Source organism: Sphingomonas glacialis, from assembly GCF_006439055.1.
GTDB classification, from domain to species: Bacteria; Pseudomonadota; Alphaproteobacteria; order Sphingomonadales; family Sphingomonadaceae; genus Sphingomonas; species Sphingomonas glacialis_A.
On record NZ_RCZC01000005.1, the window covers coordinates 47,885 to 69,866 of the forward strand.

The 21,982-nt window shown below is 60.5% G+C and carries 16 protein-coding genes and 1 pseudogene; 5 read left to right on the forward strand and 12 right to left on the reverse strand.

The window, feature by feature from the left end; translation table 11 throughout:
- Nucleotides 1-88 precede the first annotated feature (88 nt).
- The 4 genes and pseudogenes from tnpA to EAH76_RS16485 all read left to right on the forward strand — a co-directional run bounded on the left by tnpA (nucleotide 89) and on the right by EAH76_RS16485 (nucleotide 2,789).
- A complete protein-coding gene (tnpA, locus tag EAH76_RS16470; RefSeq protein WP_140851377.1) occupies nucleotides 89-460 on the forward strand; it encodes an IS66-like element accessory protein TnpA in 372 nt (123 codons plus the stop codon).
- Nucleotides 457-777 carry an IS66 family insertion sequence element accessory protein TnpB gene (tnpB, locus tag EAH76_RS16475; RefSeq protein WP_140851378.1) on the forward strand — a complete coding sequence of 107 codons (321 nt, stop codon included), beginning with the start codon at nucleotides 457-459 and terminating at the stop codon, nucleotides 775-777. Before tnpA ends, tnpB begins: the two co-directional genes overlap by 4 nt.
- A gap of 89 nt (nucleotides 778-866) precedes the next feature.
- Nucleotides 867-2,493: pseudogene (tnpC, locus tag EAH76_RS16480) on the forward strand (IS66 family transposase).
- A complete protein-coding gene (locus EAH76_RS16485; protein ID WP_140851379.1) occupies nucleotides 2,493-2,789 on the forward strand; it encodes a hypothetical protein in 297 nt (98 codons plus the stop codon). Before tnpC ends, EAH76_RS16485 begins: the two are co-directional and overlap by 1 nt.
- Nucleotides 2,790-2,977: 188 nt before the next feature.
- Here EAH76_RS16485 and EAH76_RS16490 read toward each other — a convergent pair whose 3' ends face one another.
- From EAH76_RS16490 to EAH76_RS16510, 5 genes are all read right to left on the reverse strand, one after another.
- Nucleotides 2,978-4,543, reverse strand: a complete 1,566-nt coding sequence (locus EAH76_RS16490; RefSeq protein WP_140851380.1) for a glycosyltransferase family 2 protein — start codon at nucleotides 4,541-4,543, stop codon at nucleotides 2,978-2,980.
- A 43-nt stretch (nucleotides 4,544-4,586) separates the two neighbouring features.
- The gene (locus EAH76_RS16495; RefSeq protein WP_161989071.1) at nucleotides 4,587-5,570 is read right to left on the reverse strand and encodes a glycosyltransferase; all 984 of its coding nucleotides are present in this window, start codon (nucleotides 5,568-5,570) and stop codon (nucleotides 4,587-4,589) included.
- Nucleotides 5,571-5,647: 77 nt separating this feature from the next.
- A complete protein-coding gene (locus EAH76_RS16500) occupies nucleotides 5,648-7,342 on the reverse strand; it encodes a glycosyltransferase (protein ID WP_140851382.1) in 1,695 nt (564 codons plus the stop codon).
- A gap of 943 nt (nucleotides 7,343-8,285) precedes the next feature.
- Nucleotides 8,286-8,843 (reverse strand): NUDIX domain-containing protein, encoded by a 558-nt coding sequence (locus EAH76_RS16505; protein ID WP_140851383.1) that lies wholly within the window; start codon nucleotides 8,841-8,843, stop codon nucleotides 8,286-8,288.
- A gap of 170 nt (nucleotides 8,844-9,013) precedes the next feature.
- Entirely contained in the window at nucleotides 9,014-9,949 is a 936-nt protein-coding gene (locus tag EAH76_RS16510; RefSeq protein WP_140851384.1) for a GDP-L-fucose synthase family protein, read from the reverse strand.
- A 407-nt stretch (nucleotides 9,950-10,356) separates the two neighbouring features.
- Between EAH76_RS16510 and EAH76_RS16515 the strand changes: the two genes are divergently transcribed.
- Nucleotides 10,357-12,786: a PDZ domain-containing protein gene (locus tag EAH76_RS16515; protein WP_140851385.1), complete on the forward strand. Its 2,430-nt coding sequence runs from the start codon at nucleotides 10,357-10,359 to the stop codon at nucleotides 12,784-12,786.
- A gap of 36 nt (nucleotides 12,787-12,822) precedes the next feature.
- On the opposite strand, the gene EAH76_RS16520 is transcribed toward EAH76_RS16515, so the two are convergent.
- From EAH76_RS16520 to EAH76_RS16550, 7 genes are all read right to left on the reverse strand, one after another.
- Nucleotides 12,823-13,380 (reverse strand): D-glycero-alpha-D-manno-heptose-1,7-bisphosphate 7-phosphatase, encoded by a 558-nt coding sequence (locus tag EAH76_RS16520; protein ID WP_140851386.1) that lies wholly within the window; start codon nucleotides 13,378-13,380, stop codon nucleotides 12,823-12,825.
- Nucleotides 13,377-13,871 carry a D-glycero-beta-D-manno-heptose 1-phosphate adenylyltransferase gene (gene rfaE2 / locus EAH76_RS16525; RefSeq protein ID WP_206667904.1) on the reverse strand — a complete coding sequence of 165 codons (495 nt, stop codon included), beginning with the start codon at nucleotides 13,869-13,871 and terminating at the stop codon, nucleotides 13,377-13,379. The genes EAH76_RS16520 and rfaE2 overlap by 4 nt, the downstream gene beginning before the upstream one ends.
- A complete protein-coding gene (rfaE1, locus tag EAH76_RS16530) occupies nucleotides 13,853-14,815 on the reverse strand; it encodes a D-glycero-beta-D-manno-heptose-7-phosphate kinase (protein ID WP_241659751.1) in 963 nt (320 codons plus the stop codon). The genes rfaE2 and rfaE1 overlap by 19 nt, the downstream gene beginning before the upstream one ends.
- Nucleotides 14,812-15,396, reverse strand: a complete 585-nt coding sequence (locus EAH76_RS24320; RefSeq protein WP_140851387.1) for a D-sedoheptulose-7-phosphate isomerase — start codon at nucleotides 15,394-15,396, stop codon at nucleotides 14,812-14,814. Before EAH76_RS24320 ends, rfaE1 begins: the two co-directional genes overlap by 4 nt.
- Before the next feature lie 9 nt (nucleotides 15,397-15,405).
- Nucleotides 15,406-18,576 (reverse strand): glycosyltransferase, encoded by a 3,171-nt coding sequence (locus EAH76_RS16540; protein WP_140851388.1) that lies wholly within the window; start codon nucleotides 18,574-18,576, stop codon nucleotides 15,406-15,408.
- A 9-nt stretch (nucleotides 18,577-18,585) separates the two neighbouring features.
- Entirely contained in the window at nucleotides 18,586-19,227 is a 642-nt protein-coding gene (locus EAH76_RS16545) for a DUF4214 domain-containing protein (RefSeq protein WP_140851389.1), read from the reverse strand.
- A 172-nt stretch (nucleotides 19,228-19,399) separates the two neighbouring features.
- The gene (locus EAH76_RS16550; RefSeq protein ID WP_140851390.1) at nucleotides 19,400-21,955 is read right to left on the reverse strand and encodes a glycosyltransferase; all 2,556 of its coding nucleotides are present in this window, start codon (nucleotides 21,953-21,955) and stop codon (nucleotides 19,400-19,402) included.
- Nucleotides 21,956-21,982 lie beyond the last annotated feature (27 nt).

Here is a 21,982-nt window from a genome sequence, read left to right on the forward strand (position 1 = left end):
GGCCGCCTGCCTGGAGGTGGTTTGAGCGCGTAAGGGACGTCCATAAGGACGTCGTTATGGACGTCCTGAGCCAGAGCGAGGGACGGCGGTGGAGATATTGGGCCGGGAACGGCGTCGCCGGTGGAGCAACGGGGAGAGGCTTGAGATCGTCGCCGCCGTGGGGGTGAACGGCGAGACGTTGGGGCGTGTTGCGCGGCGCTACGATGTGTCCCGGAGCCAGATCTATCAATGGCGTCACCAGTTCAGGAAGCGAGGGCTGTTGCCTGCGCCGGCCGAACCGACCTTTCTGCCGGTCGACATCGGGGCGCCCATGCTGAGCGCGGAACCAGTGCCCGAGGACCGGGTGGTCTCGCCTTTGATGGTCGAGCTGTGTCTCGCGCAGGGCCGGCGCCTTCGTTTCGATTGCGGCATCGATGCTGCTGCTCTGACCCGGCTCATCCGGTCTGTGGAAGCTGCATGATCGGACCCAGGAACGGCGTCAGGGTGTATCTCGCCTGCGGCGTCACTGACATGCGCAAAGGGATTTCGGGGCTCGCGATGCTTGCCCAGACCGTGCTGCGACAGAAGCCGGCCAGTGGTGCCGTATTCGCCTTTCGAGGACGGCGCGGTGACAGGCTGAAGCTGCTTTACTGGGATGGCCAGGGATTTTGCCTCTATTACAAGATCCTCGAGCGAGGCCGTTTTGTCTGGCCCTCTGCGGCTGACGGGACGGCGCGACTGACATCGGCCCAACTCGCGATGCTGTGGGAAGGCATCGACTGGAGGCGCCCGAACTAGGGTGCGGCGCCGGTAAGCGCGGGGTAACTTTTCTTCCTTGAAGCGCCTGCTTTTCTGGACTTTTTGGACGTTTTCCCTTAAGAAAGGCCATGCTGAACGCGGCATCCGATCTTCCCGAGGACCCGGCGCTCCTCAAGGCGATGATAGCCCAGTTGCATGCCGAGAACGCGAAGCTGACGACGACGCTGCGCGCTCATGACCTGGTCGTCCAGGCACTCCGTTTGCAGATCGCCAAGCTCAGGAAGCAGGCCTTCGGCAAATCCTCCGAGAAGATCAGACGCGAGATCGAGCAACTCGAGCTCGCGCTCGAAGACGTGCTCGTCTCCGTCGCGCAACACGGCCTCGTGACAAGCGACCAGAACGATCCTGAACCGCAAGCCGTGGCCGCCTCTGCCGACACCAGTTCCACGCCGCGTCCGACCCGGCGCCCGCGCGTCTCGGCAGATACGCCGCGCGAACGCCACGAGCTCGACCCCGGTAGCACGTGTCCGGATTGCGGGGGCCGCCTGCGTCTCGTCGGCGAAGACGTGAGCGAGATCCTCGAGATGATCACGGCAAAGCTCAAGGTCATCGAGGTCGCCCGCCCGAAGAAGTCCTGCCGTTGCTGCGAGAAGATGGTCCAGGCGCCAGCCCCGAGCCGACCGATCCCTGGCAGCATGGCCGGAGGAAGTCTCCTGGCGTACGTGCTGGTCTCCAAGTTCGACGACCATTTGCCGCTGTACCGGCAAAACGAAATCCTCGCGCGCATGGGCGTCGACATCCCACGCAGCACGCTTGCCGATTGGTGTGGCCGCTCGATGCGGATCCTGGAGCCCGTAATCGACCGGATCGAGGCATCGGTCCTGGGCAGCGACATCCTGCACGCCGACGACACACCCATCCGCGTACTTGCTCCGGAACGACGCGCCAAACGTATCGGTAAGGGTGTGATACAAGGCCGGATCTGGGGCTATGTCTGTGATCAGTGCCCCTGGGCCGGCACCGCGCCGCCTGGGGTCGTCTACCGTTATGCTTCCAACTGGAAGGCGGAGCATCTGTTGGCGCATCTGGGCAATGCGAGCGGTATCCTTCAGGCCGACGCCTACAAAGGCTATGCGAAGCTCTACGAACCCGGCGCGGATGGAAAAGCGCGCTTCCGGGAAGCGGCCTGCTGCGCACTGGCGACGCGATTTTCATGACATCTGGACCTCGCAAAAGTCCGAGATCGCACACGAGGCGCTCGAGCGTATCGGGCAACTCTACGACATCGAGCGCAAGATCGCGGGTAAGCTTGCCGACGTCCGCCGCGCCGTGCGCCAGCAACTGAGCCGACCGAAGCTCGAGGCTTTGCATAGCTGGGCCGAGCAGCAGCTCACCCGTATCTCGACCAAGGGGGACCTGGCGAAGGCCTTTCGCTATGGCCTGGGCCGCTGGCACGCGTTCAGCCTGTTCCTCGATGATGGGCGTGTCGCCCTCGACAACAACGCCGCCGAGCGCGCTGTCAGGCCGATATGCCTGGGCAAGAAGAATTGGTTATTCGCCAGCTCCGAGGCCGGCGCCGAAACCCTCGCGCGCGCCATGACGCTCATCGAAAGCGGCAAGATGAATGGCCTCGATCCCCAAGCCTACATCGCCGACCTGCTCAATCGCATCCACGATCACAAGATCAACAGGATCGATGAATTGCTGCCCTGGAATTGGGCACCGCTGACCGTCCCGCAAGCACTGGCCGCCTGATGCCCACGGTCACGTCCATCAGCACGCTCGACTATGTAGCCAGGATACTCGGCGAGGACGTGGAGTTGCTGGAAGCCATCGTTTCGAATGACGACAACCTGACCTACGGCGCCATCATCAGCGTCTACACCGGTCCCGACGAGGCCATCACCGGGCTAACTGATCACGGCGTGGAAGAGCTGACGGACATGCTCAGAGACGCTCGTCTCACGACCCAGACCTGGCGCGACTTCCTTGACGCTTTCGTCGATGACCCTGAGCTCGCCGTACGCTTCAAGGATCGAACACCGCGGTAACAATCGGACGGTTACCTCAGAGCGGGCGCTGAGTCGCTAGAGGCCATGGCTCCCGCCAGCCCGCCTTTTCGCATAGACGCTCACAGCTTCGGCTCGGTCGAAAGGTGCCCCCGGCTTGAACCATTTCGACCGAGCATCGCAGTTAGCGGCGAAGCCCGGCTACAGGGCCCCGCAGTTCGACGCAGCGCTTACGTCAAGTCGATTGCGAAAAGGCAAACGCCAGGCTCGCGACTCTCGAGAGACAGCGTGTCCGTCAACAGCGGCTCGAGCCTGATAACGACCACACGATCGGTCGACGAAGATGCTGCGGGCGGTATCTTGAAACGTGTCGTCGTGGCGACAGCCTCGAGCATGACGCTATCGTGGCGCACGCCATTGATGCGCAAAATCACGCCGCGCATCTCCGAATTGAGATGGGGATCCCCGCTCAGCTGCAGGGAAATTTCGGAGACTTGCTTTTGCACGCGCAGCGCGATGATCGATGCCGACCCTAGCGAGCGGACATGATCTCCATTAACATCTCCCCATCCCGACGTGAGAAACATCGCTTCAAAATCAGGCCCCAATTCCTTAACGCGATAGCTACCCACACCCAAAGCGGCGTCATAGCTGTTTCCCAGTCCGGGATTCGGAAGCCTGTTAAAGGTCAACGGCCCAAGCGCCACCGAGACAAAACGATCATCCCCGGGCGAGAGCCGACCGCGTCGCGACGTGGAGACGAGGATGTGCGACGACGGCGGAACCGCAGTCAGAAATCCGACGTCAAAGCTCGCGTATCCCAACGGGATCGCGAATTCGGCCAAGTCTTGTTCGCCACACCTGATAATCACCGTTTGGTCTGGAAATACGTTGAAAAGACCAATAGAACAGCCGATGGACTCGGCGTCATTCGGCGAGACGAATTCAAAGCCCTTGCCGCTGCACCACGATATCTGCGTAGGAATGCCCAGATCGGGGTACGGCCCTTCGCTTGACCCAACACCAGTCAGCGGAAGCCCGGTCTTCGGTGTATGCCGGGCAAACGGAGAGAGCGATTCGCCGTAGAACAAGCGGTCGACGACGGCCGGCTTGCGCGAGAATTTGCGATAGGTCCGTGAAAACTCCTGCCGGAGCCGCTCGCTTCGCAGTGCCGAAAAGCCGCCTGCCATATAATGACAAACCGTTTCGTCGATATGTTGGAACGAGGCGCCCTGCGCAAAGGCGCGAAACATGAAGTCGTGATCCGCGCAGATCTCGAGACGCGTATCATAGCGCAGCCTGCGCAATAGCGAAATGCGGGTGAACGTTGCCTGATGGCCCGGTATCCGGCTATGCCAGCGATGGTCGACATCGCCGGCCTCCAAGGCGTGGAACGTGAGATCGAAGCGCGCCGCCTTATGAAGATGGTGGCGACGTCCGTTTACGTACACATGGTCGCCGAATACCACGTCCGCATCGTCGCGCATCGCCGCGGCGATCGTCGATAGCACCTCGGACGAGTAGAATCTGTCTTTGGCATTAAGGAACAGGACGTAGTCTCCGCTGCAGAACTCCAAAGCATCGTTCATAGCAGCGAAAATACCTGCATCCTCGATCCTGACGACGCGCGATATCGAGTCCTTGTAAGGAGCCAGAACCGCAGGCGTGTCGTCCCAGCTGCCGCCATCGATGACGATATATTCATAGTCCTTGAACGATTGCTGCAGCACGCTTTCAATAGTCAACGGGAGATCATCCGCTGCATTGAGAGCAACGGTTACAATACTAAACTTCATTAGCGCAGGACTCCGTGATCGTTCCGATCGCACAAGGCGGGGCTTAACCCCATCGTCTTGCGCTCGCGGCCCGACGCAACTTGTTCACGAAATGGCTCGAGAAGTCCGGCGTGCTCCACCGCCGACCGTCATTCGAGAGATAGCTCTCGAATCTGTCCTGATCGTGATCCCATTCCGCGCGCACCGACCGCGCTTTGCGAATTGCTCCGCGACTGATGCTTACGAGGTCGGCGTCCGAGAACTTCGTCTCGATCTTCGGGTCGCCTATGTCGTAAAGGATGCCGCTGACCCCATGGGACAGATATTCGTTCATGGTCGGCACGTCCGGGGCTACGACGATCTGCCCGCGCGACATCGCCTCCAAGGTGGCCATGCCGATACCTTCGCGCACGCGCGGCGCGAAGAAGAAAAGCGGAAGCCCCGAGATCGAAGCGTATTCCTTGTGATCCTTGAACCAAGTCGACGTCGAATACGTCATCGCTGCGCCGGAGCTGCCCGGCTCCGACGCAGGCGGCGTAATAATGTGCTTCTCGACAGGGTCGGGCGCTAAATGCACATGGAGCGCGCTAACGCCCAATTGCTGGCACAGCGATTCGACAAGCAAGAGGTTTAGCGGCGAGTCCGGCCGACGTTCCCAGAAGAACGCATCACGCCGATTTATCGTGGACCGTTCGGTTGCGCTGGGATCGATCGGGGGAATATATTGGAAATACGCCGAGTTGCATTCGAGCTCAGTCAATTGCTCATGCAACGTCCGAGAAAACGAAATAAACTGGGCGCCGAGGAACTGTTGCCAAAAAGCGTCAGATCGACCAACCGCGCCGTCGTACATAGGAATGATCGTAAACCTGCCCAGATCGAGATCAATTAGGCGGTTTGCAATGTCTTCCGTTTGGAAAAAAACGTAGTGATCGTAATCCGATTGCGCCAATTCCTCAACGAGCGCATCCTCGTCAGCCAGAGAAACGCCCGGAAAAATCGGAAATTCGTCTACTTTTTCGCTGATCTTTTTGAGAGCGTTGAACACGAACTGTGTTGACCGCGTCTTATTATGATAGCTGTGGTCTACAAAGCAAACCCGCATTAAGATCTCCTATGGTTATCCTATTGATCAGTAAAGGCGATGTCTTTGACCGAAAAATCGTCCGATCCTGCTACATCTCTTGCTTCGATCCGCATGACAGTACGCCCGGCGAAAAAAAATCCTTCGAAAGCAACGGTCAGAGCGGCCTCATTCCCCGCGTCGATCGCCTTGGTCCATCCTGACGTCATTCCAGAGATCGTAGCTCGAAAATCACGCGCCCCGGTAGAATTCCGCAATATCTGAAGTTGTATGGTCCGGGGACCTGTACGATCACTGAATATTTCGAGACCGCCCCCCCCTTCGTTGCCGGACTCGAAACGCGCGCCAGCCGAGACATTGGCCCGCCATTCGCCATCATTCGCACTGCGATTCGCGTTGGAATCTGCAGAAAACGCGGAGGCGGAAGCAGGCCCATCGACATGCCATGCGAGCACATCGATATACAAAAGCCGCAGGTCGGGACTTGCAAGCGGGTGCTCGGGAAGGATCGCAAGGTCGTTCCTACCACGCTCGAAGACGACAGGAAAGAGGAGCTCGTGGCTCTGGCTCTCCAAGCTCGCCGGTATTGTCGCCTCGTAAAGAAGCCTGCCGTGCGACCGAATGCGCACGTTCGTTTGATCATAGATCGACCGACACTGCAAACGCACGAGATACCTGCCGGGGTCGCTTACCTCGAAGGCGACCGTCGCCTCACCCGCCTGGACCCATCGCACGCCACTGGGAAGGTCGAATTCGGGAAAGGGCCCCTCAGGCGCCCCCATCCCGTCCACCACCCGCCCGCGCAAGGCCGTCGCCGCGCCGCCATCGCTGTACAGTCGCGGTGCCGGGCCCTGCCCGACGAGCGACATGATCTTCGTCCAGTTTCGCAAGTCCGGCCGATATTTGCCGACAGGCGCCATCACGGGCTGCGGACGGCTCTCCGCGGGCGCCGACTGACCGTCGCTTTCATAGCCCTCAGCTAGGGCTTCATAATCGGCGCGCCCGCTTCGATCGAGCACCGCATCGATTTCGACGTGATATTTGGTGATGTTTTCGGACAATTGGCCCGGCCGCCGCCGGTGGTACGCGATCAGGGCATCCAGAGCGATATACTCCGTCGTGCGCGCCATCTTCCGCCAGAGATCCCAATCCCCCGCAAGCCTGAGCGTCGGGTCGAGACCCCCGACCTCCTCCCACACGCGCCGCTTCCAAAACGTCCCTTCCTGCATAACAAAGGGTCGTTTGCGCCCATCGTGAAGCCCGGCCGCGAGAAACGCGCGCGCAAAGCCCATCACGGGCGCCACGCCCATGTTCTCGCCATCGCCATTGAGCCAGGCAGCCCGTCCCCCCACCAATTCCGCATCAGGCAAACCATTGAACGCCGATGCGACCGTTGCAAGGGCTCCGGGAGCCAGCATATCATCCGAATTGATCCAGGTCATCGCGTCGGGGGCGCTCACCGATAGGCGCTCGAATCCCTTGTTCAAGGCGTCGTACATCCCCGTGTCGGCACCGCTCTCGTACAGCAATTCCACGCTGCGGCAGTTCAATAGCCCGGGCGATCGCTTTACGAAAGCTTGCCACTGCCGCACTATTCCGGCCGTCCCGTCCGACGACCCGCCGTCTCTCACGACATAGCTGATATCAAAATCACCGGACTGGAAAATAACAGAACGAATTGTATCGCTCAGATACATCTCCGATTGAAGTGTCGGCGTTACAATCGCAAATCGCACACTATACCCCTTGCAAACCCCCGAAAAAGTATACCGACAACTTCGTCAATTAGACTAACGCCTGCAATACTGCTCTTATTTTACAGCTCTATTTTATCAATAATTAAAGTATCACGAGCATGTCGAATCAGCGCCAAACACGAGCCCCCTCGGTAGGCACATTAGCGATTATTTGATAGATTGATATGTAAAACTTATTTTTACTGCATTTAGGCAACAACAAAATACAAATGCGTCACGGTCTACGTTCGTGGCGCTCGGCTCGCACGCCATCGACTTGGGCCTATAAGGCCGCCCTGTCGATGCCCGGATGATCGGCATCCGGCGTTCCGACGGGCGACAATCGCCAACGACCAACCGACAAGAGTACGTCCGATTCACAAGTAACCCGCCCCCACCTGATCGACCGAACCTATACGCAGGCATATTGAAGAAGTGTCCGGAATCAACGCAAGACCTGGGCGAAGGAGCTGGACGGCCATCATTCGAGTCGACAAATCAGCATTTTTGACTTTCCCATCCCGAGATATCAAACCCGTACAAATACGGGTGCAACTTCACTTCGATCGTAAATCCGTAAGCAGATCGGCGCGACACCGTTGCAAACGGAATGCGACGCCCCCACCGACCGCACGCCGCCTATTTGGCGATACGTATAGCGCGATTTCCCATTCGGCTTCGTTCGATGCCCTACAATCGTCCGCGATTTTTTGATAGCCAAAACTCCAAAGCCGACACGCTTTGCGCTCACGCGCCAAGCTCGCACGGCAGGCGCCAGCGCGAGCAGCCCCCGTGAGCTCATCGCATACGGCCGCTTCGCAATTCTCGAACGCAAAACCCCGCCTCGCCGAAGCAGGCGGCGCTTCAACCACCTTACGACGTTCGCCCGCAGCCTGCCCTGTGGCTGAATGTGTCTGGCGCCGATGGGAGCGTCGGCTCGAGGCTAGAAAGCACCCGCGTGTCGCAGCTGTAGGGCCTGCACGAGGATCAGCGTTTTGGCGTCGGTCAGCCGACCGGCGGCGGCGTCGACCGCTAGCTGCGCGAGGGGAATCTCGTACGCCACAATATTTTCATGCTCTTCGGCACACCCCCCGCCCGGACCGACACGCATCGCAGTGTCGTAGGGAGCAAGAAAAAGATGCAGCCGTTCGGTGGAGATCGATGGCATAGACCAGAGATGGACGACGGACTCGAGTTCAAGCAAAGCCACGCCACCCTCTTCCAGCGCCTCGCGCCGCGCGCAGGTCTCTGGGTCCAAGCCGTCCAGTCGCCCGGCGATCGCCTCCAACGGCGGCTCGTCCCCACTGATGAGAACCGCCGCCCGGGGCTGCCTGATCAGCAATGCGACCTTCCGGATCGGGTCGTAGGGCAACACGACGGCACCCGCGCCGTGATCCTCGACATGACGTTCGACGATCGCGCCATCAGCCAGCAACATCTCGACGCGCGTTACGTTCACCCAGCCTTCGATCAGCGCATCGCGTTTCAGAATTACGGTCATGCCCCGGCCAAGCCTCGAATATCGGTCAGCAAAGCGGTATCATGCCGACAGGAAAAGTGCGCGAGCCAAGCTGCGCTATAGGGCAAGCCTTCCGGCTTTCTGCGGCGTCCAGGCGTTGTGAAGCCGCGCCGGCGGCGCTTCCGGACGAAGCGCGGCGCGGGCGCGACCCATCAGACCTGCTGAGCTGCGGGAGCGTTCTTCAGGAACCACTCGATCGTCGAGCGAATACCGTCGCGCAGCTCGATCTTGTGCGACCATCCCATGTCGCGCAGGCGATGCGAGTCCATGACCTTGCGCGGCGTGCCATCTGGCTTGCTCGCATCGAAAACCAGCCTGCCCGTAAACCCGACCTCCGAGGCGATCGTCTCCGCCAACTGCCGAATGGTGACTTCGGCCTCGCTGCCGCAGTTGATATGCTCATATTCAAAATAATTGTCGTGACAGAAAACAACACCAGCGGCCAAGTCATCGACATGCATGAATTCGCGCAGTGGAGCCCCCGAACCCCAGACTTCGAGGGTTTCCTCACCTCGCGTTTTTGCCAGGAGAACCTTGCGGATCAAAGCCGGCAAGACATGGCTGGTTTTCAAATCGAAGTTATCGCCAGGCCCATAGAGATTGCAGGGCATGACTGAGACGTATTTGCGACCATATTGGCGCATATAGGCTTGGCATAGCTTGATACCGGCGATTTTGGCGATCGCATACCATTCGTTGGTAGGTTCGAGCGCACCCGTCAGGAGGCTGGTTTCCTTGATCGGCTGCTCGGCGAACTTTGGATAGATGCACGACGATCCCAGAAAGACCAGACGATCGACGTCGGCTTTATGCGCGGCGTGGATGACATTGTTCTGAATGCACAAATTGTCATACAGAAAATCGACTGGCTGCGTGTCGTTCGCCATGATCCCGCCCACCTTGGCGGCGCAAAAGATGATCGATGTCGGCTTATTCTTGTTGACCCAGGCATGAACGGCGTCCTGATCGCTAAGGTCGAGTTCCTGCCGGCTTACCGTAAGGACTTTGCGCCCTTCATTTTCCAGAGCGCGGACAACGGCGCTGCCCACCATCCCTCGATGCCCGGCAATCCAAATCACGTCCTGCATGCACCGCTCCAATTAGATCTGCTGCGTCGCGCGCCGCTATCGGCATAACTGGTTTCGACGTCAAGGCTTGGGCCATTGGCAATCTCCGCAGGCCAGCCCGTCGTAGAACGTTACCAACTACCGAGATCCAACGGTCAAGACTCTTAGCCAAGTACCGGTCCTTGCCCGTTTTTGCGCAGCATAGCAATTCGTCCAAAACCGCTTGCAAAGCTGGTCGGATGCGCTTCGGTCGCGGGGCGAACGGTTGCCCGCATCGTCATCGCACAGACGCGCCGCGCACCGTCGCGTGCGAACGTCAACCCGACCGCGCTGGCCCATGCTATCCCGTTACACCGCGCGAGCCCTATTAATGCCGCAGCAGGCACTCTATTTAGACACCAGCCCCTCCCGCAGGCGGCATTTATGATGTGACGGCTGATGCGACAGCCAAGAACCACCGCGGAGACTTTCAGTTGAATATGAGAACTCGGTTCGGTTCATGTGCGGCAGCACTGCTCATCACGCTGGCATCGACGCTTTTTTGCTATGCCGGACCGGCGCTATCGGAAGATACCGAAACGGGGTCGACTATCGTGGTGCATTCATCTGCCGAGCTCTACCAGGCGATTGACGCGGTCCATGTGAACAACGTTCGCGTTATTCGCGTCGCGTCGGGGCGATACGCGTTGGATCACCCGTTATTGCTGAGCGCGGCAACGTCCGGAACCGCGTCTCATCCCTTCACGATCGAGGGGATCGCTGGCGCCAAGGTCGAGTTTGATGGATCACGGGCCCTTCCTCCCCTAAAATGGGAACGACAGCCTGATGGTATCTGGCGCGCGCACTTGGAGACGGCGCCGTTCCAGCGACTGTGGTACGCCGATCGCCTGCTGCCCCGCGCCCGCTATCCAAATTACGATCCGGCGAAACTCCCGCTCGGCGGGGTATCGGCCGACGCGACGTCTGCGGAGCGGATCGCGCGCTGGAAGAACCCTGCCGGCGGGATCGTTCAGGCCCTCCACAGCAGCCGCTGGGGGAGTGTCCATATTCCGATCCTCGGAAAGAATGCAGATGGCACGCTTCGTCTCGGTCCGGCCGTTGGGAACGCCCCAAGTACCTCGCCAAGCATCACCGAGCGCTTCGTCGAAAACATTCGCGAGGAACTCGACGCGCCCGGTGAATGGTATCACGACGTCGGGCAAAATTGGCTTTACTTCAAGCCGCCCGTCCGGGACGCGTCGCCTCCGCCCCTTGGCTTCCGTGCCAGCACCGCCGAATCGCTGATCCAGATCGTCGGCGCGCCAGGGGCACCGGCGCATAACATACGCATCGCCGGCATCGGCTTTCGCGGGACCGAGCCGACCTTCCTCAAATCGACCGAACCGCTGCTTCGGTCCGACTGGAGGTTCTATCGGGGTGGCGCGCTCTTTATTACCGATGCGGAACGCATCGGAATCGAAGACGACAAGTTTCATGACCTCGGCGGCAATGCGATTGTCGTTAGCGGGCATGCCCGCGGCGTGTCGATCCGCCGCAACCTGATCGATCAAATCGGCGCGAGCGCGATCTCGTTTGTCGGAGAACCCCAAGCGGTACGGTTGCCCCCCCCTCCCCCCGCTGATGGCCAGTTGCGGGCCGATATCGATCGAACGACCGGCCCGAGATCAGATCAATATCCGGCGGATAGCATCGCGCAGGACAATCTGATCCACGACGTCGGCACGATCGAAAAGCAGTCCGCGGGCGTCGAGATCGCGATGTCGGCGCGGATCACAATTGACCACAACAGCATCTATCGCGTGCCCCGCGCCGGGATCAATATCGGCGATGGCAATTGGGGTGGACATCGAATCACCAACAACGATGTGTTCGACACGGTACGCGAAAGCAGCGACCATGGAGCGTTCAACAGTTGGGGGCGAGACCGCTATTGGCAGAGCGATCGTCCCGCGATGGAACGTGCCACGACCGCCGACCGGGCGATCGTCCGGCTGGATACGCTCGAGACAATCGTGTTGCGCCATAATCGCTTCCGCTCCGATCACGGCTGGGATATCGACCTTGATGATGGCTCGACAAATTATTTGATAGAAGACAATCTCCTGCTCGCTGGCGGATTGAAGCTCCGCGAGGGCTTCGATCGTACTGCGCGCAACAACATCATCCTCAACAACAGCTTTCATCCACACATGTGGTTTACCAACAGCAACGATGTCTTCGAGCACAATATCGTGATGGCGGGATATCAGCCTGTGATCATCAAGCGCTGGGGGAAGGCGGTCGACTTCAATCTGTTCGTCACCGCGTCCGATCTGAAAACGGCGCAGAGCAATGAGACGGATCTGCATTCGCTATCCGGCGATCCCCAGTTCATTTCGTCGAGACCGGGCGATTACGCCGTGCGTCCGACGTCCCCGGCCATTCGGATTGGATACCACAACATCGCAATGGGCGATTTCGGGGTCCGTCCGCAGCGACTGCGCGCGCTCGCGGAACGCCCCGCATTCCCCAAGCCCGAACTTGCCCCCGCCCCCGCACAGCGCGGTGCCCCGCGCGCCTTCGCTGGGATGATGGTCAAGACGGTCAGCACGTTGGGCGAGCAATCGGCCGCCGGACTCGCCAAGCAAGTCGGGGTGCTCGTGCTATCCGTCAAACCGGACAGCGCCGCGGCAACGTCGGGGTTGCGGCCAGGGGACGTTATTCTGACGATCGAGGGCACGACAGACATTCTCGCCCAAGCGGTGACGGCAGCGTCTTCTCTGATCGCCACGGCCAAGGCACGGCAATGGCAAGGGTCGATGGTGATCAGCGTCTTTCGCAATCAGCAGATCCGCAAGGTCTCACTACCGTTGCAGTGAGACACGCGGGGGCTCGACGATCGCGCGACGGCAGCGTCAAGCCGAACGCGCCATCGCTTCGAAAGTGGCCGAATCGATAAGGTCCGCCAAGGAAACGAACGCCGCACCTTCCGCGCTCGTCGGCTTACCAATCAGGAAGCGATGGCCGACCCCTGCCGCTTTGCCCGCCGCCAGATCACTCGGGCGATCGCCCACCATGATCGAGCGGAGCGGGTCGATTGCATGGTCGGCACAAGCCTGCAGGAGCAACCCCGGGCCCGGCTTGCGGCAGTCGCAGGCAAACGCCAGGTCGGGCACCACGCCATCGGGATGATGCGGGCAGTGATAGATACCGGTGAATTGGACGCCCAGCGCGGCGAACACCGCCACCATATGCCGTTCCACGCGGACATAGTCCGCAGCCGTATAATAGCCGCGCGCGATCCCCGATTGATTGGTAACGACGATGAGCCGGTAGCCGAGCCGCATCGCCTTCACGAGCGCGTCGGCAACGCCGGGGATGATCTCGAAGCGGTCGATCGTCCCGACATATCCGGAATCGAAATTCAGCACGCCGTCGCGGTCGAGGAAGAGCGCCCGCTCGGTCGCGATCACGCCGGGAACTTGCGGATGCGCTCGACCAGCTTCGTTGTCGAATACCCCGGCCGGAGCGCGATAGCCTGCGCCCGCCCGCCCCACGATTGGACAAGCGCAGTTTCGGGAAGCGCAGCGACGTCGTAATCACCACCCTTCACATAGATATCGGGTCGGACCTGCTCGATCAGCGCCAACGGGGTCCGGTCGTCGAAGAGGCAGACGAAGCTCACCGCTTCCAATGCCGCCAACATGATGGCGCGATCGCGCTCACCGTTGATAGGGCGATCGCTTCCCTTGCCCAGCAGCCGGGCGGAGAGATCGCTGTTCAAGCCGACAAGGAGGGCCGCGCCGAGGGCCCGGGCATCGGCTAAATATTCCACATGGCCGCGGTGCAGCAGATCGAACACGCCATTGGTGAAAACCAGCGGCCTACCGATATCGCGCACTGCGCGGGTCAAGGTGTCGCCGGCGAGGATCTTATCCCCGAACGTCATGCGGACACCGACCAAGCCTCGATATCCTCGAACACGGAAGCGACCTCCTCGAAGGTTGCGACCGACGTCCCAAGCTTGCTGACGACGATCCCGGCCGCAGCGTTGGCGAAATCGACGGTCCGCTCCCATGTCGCGCCCGCTGCAAGCATGACCGCCAGCGCGGCAATAACGGTATCGCCGGCGCCAGACACGTCGAACACCTCGCGTGCCTGCGCCGGCCTGTGGAGGACGGAGCCCTCGCGAACGAGCATCATGCCCTGCTCGCTCATCGTCACGAGCAAGGCGTCGAGCTCCAGATGCCGACGTAGAGCCTGCGCCTTGCTTTCGAACTCCTCCTGGGTGTTCCAGCTTCCTGCAACCGCGGTAAATTCCGCACGGTTCGGGGTGAGCACGGTCGCGCCGGTGTACCGACCATATTCGTCGCCCTTGGGGTCGACCAGGACCGGCTTGCCGCGCGCCCGCACACGCCGGATCAGTTCCTCGACATGCTCGAGGGCACCCTTGCGATAGTCGGAGAACACGACCAGGTCGGCAGCATCGAGACTTTGTTCGAACTCCGCTCTCTTCTGGTCGAGCACTTCGCGCGATGGCGCATCCTCGAAATCGATACGCAACATCTGCTGCTGCTGCCCGATCACGCGAAGCTTGACGGTGGTGCGGATGTGCGGGTCGGTCTGAAGACGGTGATCGATCCCCGCCTCGGTAAGAACCGTACGCAGTCGATCGGCCGCACTGTCCGCACCGACAACCGAAAGGAGCGTTGCGCTGGCGCCCAGCGCGACGATATTGCGCGCTACGTTTGCTGCGCCGCCCGGCCGTTCTTCGGACCGTGCGATCCGTACGATCGGCACCGGCGCCTCCGGCGAAATCCGCTGGACGTCACCAAACCAATATTCATCGAGCATCACGTCGCCGACGACGATGATGCGCAGATCCCTGATCGCGTCGCGAAGCGTCACTGAAATTCGGTGTCCAGGTGCGAGCAGAGCGCATGGTAGGTCAGCAGATGCGCGGCCTGGATCTGATCGGTCGCGGCGAGCGGGACGACCATCGCCACATCGCTCAACGGCAACAGCCGGCCGCCGTCCCGACCCAACATCCCTAAGGTTGTCGCGCCGATCGCGCGAGCGCTCTCGAATGCTGCAACCACATTGCGCGAATTGCCCGAGGTCGAGATCCCCCAAACGATGTCGCCAGGCCGCGCCAAGGCCTCGACCTGACGGCTGAACACCGTGTCGTAGTTGTAATCGTTGCTCCACGCGGTGAGGATCGAACTGTCGGTGGTGAGCGCTATAGCCGCAAGCGCTTTGCGCTTGACCTTGTAGCGGCCGACGAGTTCCGCCGCGATGTGCTGGGCATCGGCGGCCGATCCGCCGTTCCCCATGATGAGGACCTTGCCGCCATGCCGCAGAACCTCGGTTAGCGCCTCGGCGGCCCGATCGATCGCGCTGCAATATTCGGGCGTGAAGGCCGTTTGGAGCGACGCGATGGTCCCGGCAATCTCAACGGCGATCGGGGAACCTGAAGAAACAGTCGCCATGATAAACCCTTAGTTTGCCACCGCAGCGACATTTGCGCTGGCCCGGCGATTGGAGCGAGGGCTGGATCTTGCCGTCAGGATGTCGGCTAGACGCACGACCGCCCCCGCCGCAAGCGCATTTCTTGGCGGTTGCGCCGCAATGCTGCCTTCGATCGGATCGACCCGTTGAATCGACAGCGGACGCTCACGTGGCGGTGCATTCTCGCGGACCCACGCCTCTACCAATGGCCTGGGCGCGCCCGCCATGATGATCTCGTCGAAATGCGTCGCCTGACGGAGGAACGTCTCGAACAGCACCGCGCGCTCGTCGTCAGGCGCGGCCGCCCCCCACATCTCGAGCTCGTGTTCCGGAAGCAGAAAGGCCGTGAAGACCCCCTGTGAGCGCCAGCTATAGATCAGATCCCACTGCGGCTGGCTTCGAAATAGATAGCTTTCGACGCCGAGATAAATGTCGCCGGCAAACGGCACTACGACCGGCGCGTTGCGCGTCGAGGCCGACATCTCCTCGATCGATTCGAACGGCTGCTCGTAGAAATCGGTGTCGTGCCGATCGGCGGCGATCGGGACGACCGTATGGCCAGCCGGCAGGGAGCGCCGCAACGTCCGTATAAGATCGCTGACGGCTTCCCACTCGAACTGCGTCTTGGGATCGAGCACGTCGACATCGCGCCGGAAATTGGAGACGTCGACATACATCGAAGCCCCTTGCCGCATCCTTTCCGGGAAATTGCGCGCGATCGCCGCAGCCAAGGCCACCTTGTGCTCCGGAAGCACGGTGCCGAGCGTGTGCATGGTCTTGAGCTTGTTGATCTCGTTGATGAGAGCCGGAACCGCGCTCGCTGGATTGCGCGCGGTGATTTCGGAGCGGTAAATTGTATCGGTCTTCCCGGCGACGTCCGCAAGAACCAGATCGAACACCGCGTTGACCGAGATATCCTCCAGGCAGAAGACATCGAAGGGGCAACTTTTGCGATCGGGCAAATGACACGGCGCACATGCCGCATCGATCATGATCGCCTTCGCGTCGTTGAAGCCGGCACCCCATTGCTGGGGCAACTCATGGCCGCTGTATATGCCGATCGTGCGGCATCCGACATAGCTGGCGAGATGCACACCAAAGCTGTTGTTGCCGACACAGACTTGGTTCCCCGACAAGGATGTGTGGAGGTCGGCGAATTTCAAACCGCACCCCAGGTTGATCTTCTTATGGTGCGGCACCTGGATCGGCTCGAGCTCTTCGGCCTTTCCTGCATAGACATTGATTTCGGTGATCAGAGGGGAGGCCGCCAAGCGTTCGATAAGCTGCCGGAACCGATCGGAATCCCACTGCCGGGCGTCGAGTCCCACGCGGGGAAAGATCGCTACGGCGCCAGGGCGCTGCGGAACGCTCACGCCCAGTTTCGGCAACTGGACATAGTCGTTCGGATCGAACGGCAAGGCATCGACGATACGCAGGATTTGCTCGGAGACGTGCGTTTCTTCGAAATAGCGCCGCTCGCCCGCTTTCTCGGGATAGATTTCCAGGCCGGACGTCAGCAGGTTGTCGATGACCGCCTTGCCCGTCTTGTAGCCGAAATATTTGAGCGCATTGAATTTGAGCAGGATGAATCGCGTATCGTCCTGCCGCCTCAGATCGATCGCAAAATCATAATAGGGCATATCATCGGTGATGTTCAGCAGGTCACTGCGAAACTGCGCGCGATCCGACGACTTAATCTTAAAGAAATCCAAGATATAGATGTTGTCGAACAAGCCGCTGGCCTCAGCCGCATCCTTGTTCCAACTACCGATCACAGCGTCGATCCGCGCATCGGGGTAGCGCGCGCGCAGTTTTGCCATTGCCGGCAGGCCGAGGATGAAATCGCCGTGATGATCGAGCTTCTGCATCAGGATCGAGATGGTATTTGGACGGAAGATGCCGGTGGTCACGACTGATGCACGGCGGCTCTGATCGAGCGGCCGCTGCGTCTTGAGCGCCTCCAACGCCGCCAATGCCTCTTTCGCGCAATCGTCCCAAGTCAATTGTGCCGCGCGGGTGGCACCAGCCCCGGCCAAGCGGGATTGCAGCGCGGGGTTGGTGAGAACCTCGGTCATCTTCGCGGCGATGGCGCGCGGCGAGGTCGGATCGAAAACCGCGTCCGGATTGGCCACGATTTCGGGCAGGCTGGTCGCGTTGGAGACGATCGTCGGGGCCCCGCAGGCCATCGCCTCGAGCGCGGGCAAACCAAACCCTTCCCGCAGCGAGGGACAGACGAAGAGCGCGCAGGCGTTATACAGGTCAACCAATTCTTGGTCGGCGACATGTCCCACGATCGACATCATCTCCCGCACCGAAGGATCCGGAGCAAGGTTCAGGATTGCATCGACTTCGCCGGCGTTGCGCCGGCCGACGCAAACGAAGTGATACTGGCTGCGGAGCGTTGCCGGAAGGTACGACAAGCCTTCGACGAGGCCTTGCAGGTTCTTGTTGGGCTCCAGCCCCCCCACGAACAGGATGAAAGGCTTGGTAAGGCCGAAACGGCGCCGGACATCGTCCTTCTCCGTGTCCGAAAACGCCTTCGCGACGAACGCATCGCTATGCGCCGCGAATATGTTCACGACGCTGGATGCGTCACGACCCAATTCGTGCACGACCTCTGTCTTGCTGCTTTCGGAGATCGCCAGGAGCAGATCGCAGCGGTTGAGATTCTCGATACGATCGCGATACCAGGAACGCCGCACGGGATCCTCGCGATACGGCGCATCCGGCAGGAATACCGGCGTGAGATCGTAGAAAATAGCTGCAGTAGGAACTTCCGGCGTACTTTTCCTGACCGATATTACCGCTTCGTCATCAAATCCCTCGAACAGACTTGTTATCAGCACGACATCGGGCTCGAGCGCACGGATATAATGCTCGCGGAGGACCTCGGCGATTTCCCGAAGGTCCCGCCCCTGCGGTGCCGAAGCCTGGACAGGCCCCGGGGTATGCCAAACGCGAATCTGGGATTGCGGAAGGACGGAATCCAGATCCGCGCGAATCGCCTCGATGCCGGCCGAAAACCTACCATTCAAGACGATGATATAGTCGTGCTCGGGCTCGCGGCGAACCATTGCCTTGACAAGGGACGCCGCATACCGACCGATCCCGCGGTAACGGCTGTCGGTCTGCACGCCCTGATAATCTATAACGATCCGCATATGATCCCGCTAAACACGCAGAGCGTGGAACACACGCCGTTCGTTGCTGTGAAAATCGATCTCTCGCACATCGGCGATCGTCACGACCCGCGGCACATGGCTTACCGGAATGGTGCGCGCCGATTCGGTGCTCGCGGCCGGCGCGACGCTTTGACGGCTGACCAGCAGACTCAGATCGCGCTGCGCCGCCAGAAGGTCGCCGAACGCGAGGATGATCTCCTGCCGCGTGCGCTCAAGGGAATTTGTCATGGCGCGCGCCCGAGCGAATGCAGCGCGATTGCCAATCTCGGGATCTTTCCACCGCCGCCAAAATCCCGCAAAGAGCGGACGGGACGCTCGGTAGGCCTTCAAGGCAGCCTCGAGACCCTTCACCCGAGCCAAAAGCGGACTCGCCTCGGGCGACTTGCCTAGCTGATCGAGGACCTCAATTCGGCTACGCCCGCGTCGTAATCGGTCTACGTAATAGGTGCTGCCGGCAGTGTCCGCCGGACGCTGCAGCATGACATGATAGGCAATTTCTACGAATATGGTGTCGTGCCACTGCAAGATCTTCTCGATCGACGTCATCGAGTCGATGAATTCCTGACTAAGCGGCATACTCAGCGTGGGTACGGGATTCAGACTCTGCAACGCGTCAAATCCGCTCTTCATTTCCGGTCCTCACTCCGCCATCGGCGCAGGCGCACCGCTCTTGGACGATCACAAACGATTTGGCAACGTCGGGGGAGCGCGCGGCGTCGGATTGGATCGATGGTCGCGACGCTTGGCGAGCACGCCACATAACGTGCCCGCTTCCGGCGCAGAATCGTCAGGATGGTCCATCTCAGCCAATTGGATCACAACCAGAATCAGCCGATCTGGCACCCTTCTCGCGCGCGAGCTTCTTGAAAACGCTGGCATGCTCGCTCGCGCATTTTTCCCACGCGCGGATGTCCGCGGCGTCCAGCGATTGGCTCTCGGAGACGGCATCGGGGTGGCCATCCATGATCCGTCTTCGAATGGCATCGGCCAGTTCGGCCGTGTTCATCGGATCGACCAGAATAGCAGCCTGCCCGCAAAGCTCGGCCATCGCCGAACCGCGACCGGCGATCACCGGCGTTCCCGCAGCAAGGGAATCGCCAATGGGAAATCCGAAGCCGTCCCCCAGCGCCGGAAACACGGTGCAGCGCGCGTCCGCGTACAGCGACGACAGCGCCGCATTCTCAACCTCGCCGAGAAACCGGACCTGGCCCGCCGCCGTTCCGGCGCGCTTCGAAAGCTCTGCCGCTGGAATAGACCAGCCGTCTTCGCCCACCACCCACATCTCGCAGTCGGGCACATCGGCGTGTGAGAGAAGCTCCATTGCGGCGATCGCAGAGACCACGTTTTCGCGCGGTCGCGTCGTTCCGACGCATAACACATAGCGGGGGCGACGATCCCCGCGCGTGCGCACCACATCTGACTTCGCTCGCTCCGCCGTGCGGGCTTCCGGTCGATCGATTCCGAGCGGCACCACGGATGTTGCGACCGTCAAACCGGGGATAGCTTGCTTCAAGGCCTGCTCCGCCGAGTTCGATATGCAAATGATGTGATCCGCCGTGGCCAAGGCGTGCATTCGCCTGCGATACGAGACGAGCGCCCGCTCCGAGAACCATTGCGGGCCGATCAGCGGAAGGACGTCGCAGACCGTCATTACAGTGCCCAGACCGTCGAACCGCACGTCGAGCTTGTCCAACGGCACATCGGGGTAAAAGACGACGCCATTAGCCATAATGCCGTGCGGGGGCGCGAACCTAAGGTCATCGGGAAGCTTCCCTTCGCGGATGAGCTTTGCACACGACTCCGCCATCGGCGCCGAATGGAACATCTCAAGGTCGATCGTCGGGAGCCGGGCCAGATGAGTGAGCAGGGCGGAGACGTAGCGCGCGACGTTCGCCTCCGCGGCGGGATCGGTCGTCGCCACGCATAACATATCGATGTTGAAATACACCTTCAGTCCCCCGTGGTGCGCATGCAGCGCCGGGGGATCGTCTTTGATGGGTGCGAGGCGACCAGCCGCTTCTGCCACGGAGGGCACGCGGCTGTGTTCGGATATCTGATCGACGATCCAGGCTTCGCGCGGTGCCAGGGTGCCTCGCTCAGAGCCGCGCTTCGGGGTCTTCGGGAGCCTCAAAAGCGCCAGCAGGAATCCCCGCAACGCGGGCTGGACAGCCATGAACTCGCCACTGTTCACGAACCTTTCAAGGATAGCCGCGCGCGACTGCCCGCTGCTGACCATTTCCGCATAGTGCGCATATTCGGCGTCGCTGGCGGCCCGCCGGAGCAGGTTTGCATAAGCCATCACGACAAAGTCGCCGGCAGGTAAGGTGAGAAGGATCGCCAGATCTTCGGCGGCACAGAGAACCGGATCGAGCGGCGGGAAAAAGCTTTTGATATCGGCCCTGCGGTGGTCTTCCTCTGCTCCCAGAAAGCGGACCAACCGTACCATCCGCGACCAGATCCGCCAGTCGTCCTGCCGCAGATACTTCGCGTAGTATCGCACCAGAGCGCGACTTTTCAGATCCGTTGGGCAGTATTGATCAAGAACGTACAGCGTCGCCCGGAGATAGTTTGCCGAACGGAAGGAGAAGAAGCGACGATTTCTCGCCGATGTTCCTCCATCCGAAGCCTCCGAAAAGCGATTGTAGACGCGTGCCGCGGGCGAAACCCATCGCTCTATTCCCGCCCGCTCGGCGCGCATCGTCAGTTCGCTGTCGGCGTGATAATGCGGCGTCCATTTTTCGTTGTACAGCCCCACAGCTTCGTAGACCGAACGATGAAACAAACTGCCGTTCCCGGAAAGGTAGTCGACCGGAAGCAGCTCCAAATCCCCGGACAGGTCGGACAGGTCCTCCCATATGTTGCCCTGATTGAGCTGGACGAAGGCCCCCTCCGCCCAATTGTTGTAGGCGCCCACAGCCCAAAGCCGGCCGGGCTCATCGACATACGCAATGACACTGCCGACGATCTTGGCGTTCGTAGCGACCACCGACGCCATAAGGCGTGACAGGTAATCCTGCGCTACGATCGCATCATCGTTTATCGTTAGGATGAACTCGCAACCATCATCGAGCGCCTGCCGCACCCCAAGATTGGTCGCGGCACCCCAGTAATAGGACTCCGGTGCCCGCAAAACTTTGAGGAATGGGAACCTAAGCGCCTCGAGCGCCGCCGGCGTTCCATCGGTCGAACTCGAATCCACGATATAGAGTTTGAAGACAGGATAGTCCTGCGTATCCATCATCCGACAAAACGCAACGGACCAGGGAAGCCGGTTACGAACCGGAGTAACGATACCGACGACTGGGAACCGCTGAGATACCCCGCGTTCAATGGAGCCCGCGGACGAGGTAAAAGTCATAACTGAAGGTCCAGTTTCCACCCGAGG

Bases quoted from the DNA above. Each gene is read 5' to 3' on its own strand.
- tnpB (WP_140851378.1), top strand. From the start codon at position 457: ATGATCGGACCCAGGAACGGCGTCAGGGTGTATCTCGCCTGCGGCGTC.
- EAH76_RS16485 (WP_140851379.1), top strand. From the start codon at position 2,493: ATGCCCACGGTCACGTCCATCAGCACGCTCGACTATGTAGCCAGGATA.
- EAH76_RS16490 (WP_140851380.1), bottom strand. From the start codon at position 4,543: ATGAAGTTTAGTATTGTAACCGTTGCTCTCAATGCAGCGGATGATCTC.
- EAH76_RS16505 (WP_140851383.1), bottom strand. From the start codon at position 8,843: ATGACCGTAATTCTGAAACGCGATGCGCTGATCGAAGGCTGGGTGAAC.
- EAH76_RS16510 (WP_140851384.1), bottom strand. From the start codon at position 9,949: ATGCAGGACGTGATTTGGATTGCCGGGCATCGAGGGATGGTGGGCAGC.
- EAH76_RS24320 (WP_140851387.1), bottom strand. From the start codon at position 15,396: ATGGCGACTGTTTCTTCAGGTTCCCCGATCGCCGTTGAGATTGCCGGG.
- EAH76_RS16540 (WP_140851388.1), bottom strand. From the start codon at position 18,576: ATGCGGATCGTTATAGATTATCAGGGCGTGCAGACCGACAGCCGTTAC.
- EAH76_RS16545 (WP_140851389.1), bottom strand. From the start codon at position 19,227: ATGAAGAGCGGATTTGACGCGTTGCAGAGTCTGAATCCCGTACCCACG.
- EAH76_RS16550 (WP_140851390.1), bottom strand. From the start codon at position 21,955: ATGACTTTTACCTCGTCCGCGGGCTCCATTGAACGCGGGGTATCTCAG.